Source organism: Bradyrhizobium cosmicum, from assembly GCF_032290525.1.
GTDB lineage: Bacteria > Pseudomonadota > Alphaproteobacteria > Rhizobiales > Xanthobacteraceae > Bradyrhizobium > Bradyrhizobium cosmicum_A.
This window is the reverse complement of sequence record NZ_JASXTA010000525.1, coordinates 1-242: the sequence shown is the minus strand read 5'-3', so window position 1 is coordinate 242 and position 242 is coordinate 1. Positions and strand designations below refer to the sequence as shown.

The window sequence follows — 242 nt, the reverse complement described above, 5'->3', positions numbered from 1 at the left end:
GCGCAAGGCGATCTTTTCGCAGCGCCGCGAGATCATGGAATCCGGAGACGTCAGCGACATCGTGGCCGACATGCGCCATCAGGTCATCGACGACCTGATCGACGACTTCCTGCCCGAACGCGCCTACCCCGAGCAGTGGGATACCGCCGGCCTCAAGGCCGCCGTGGTCGAACGCCTGAACATGGACCTTCCCATCGCCGACTGGGCGGCCGAGGACGGCGTGGACCGTGGAACCGTGGCCG

Annotated in this window: 1 protein-coding gene; it reads left to right on the top strand. The window is 66.5% G+C overall.

The window, feature by feature from the left end:
* Positions 1-242: hypothetical protein (locus QSV46_RS40805; protein ID WP_314964438.1), on the top strand; the 242-nt coding region annotated here is incomplete at both ends.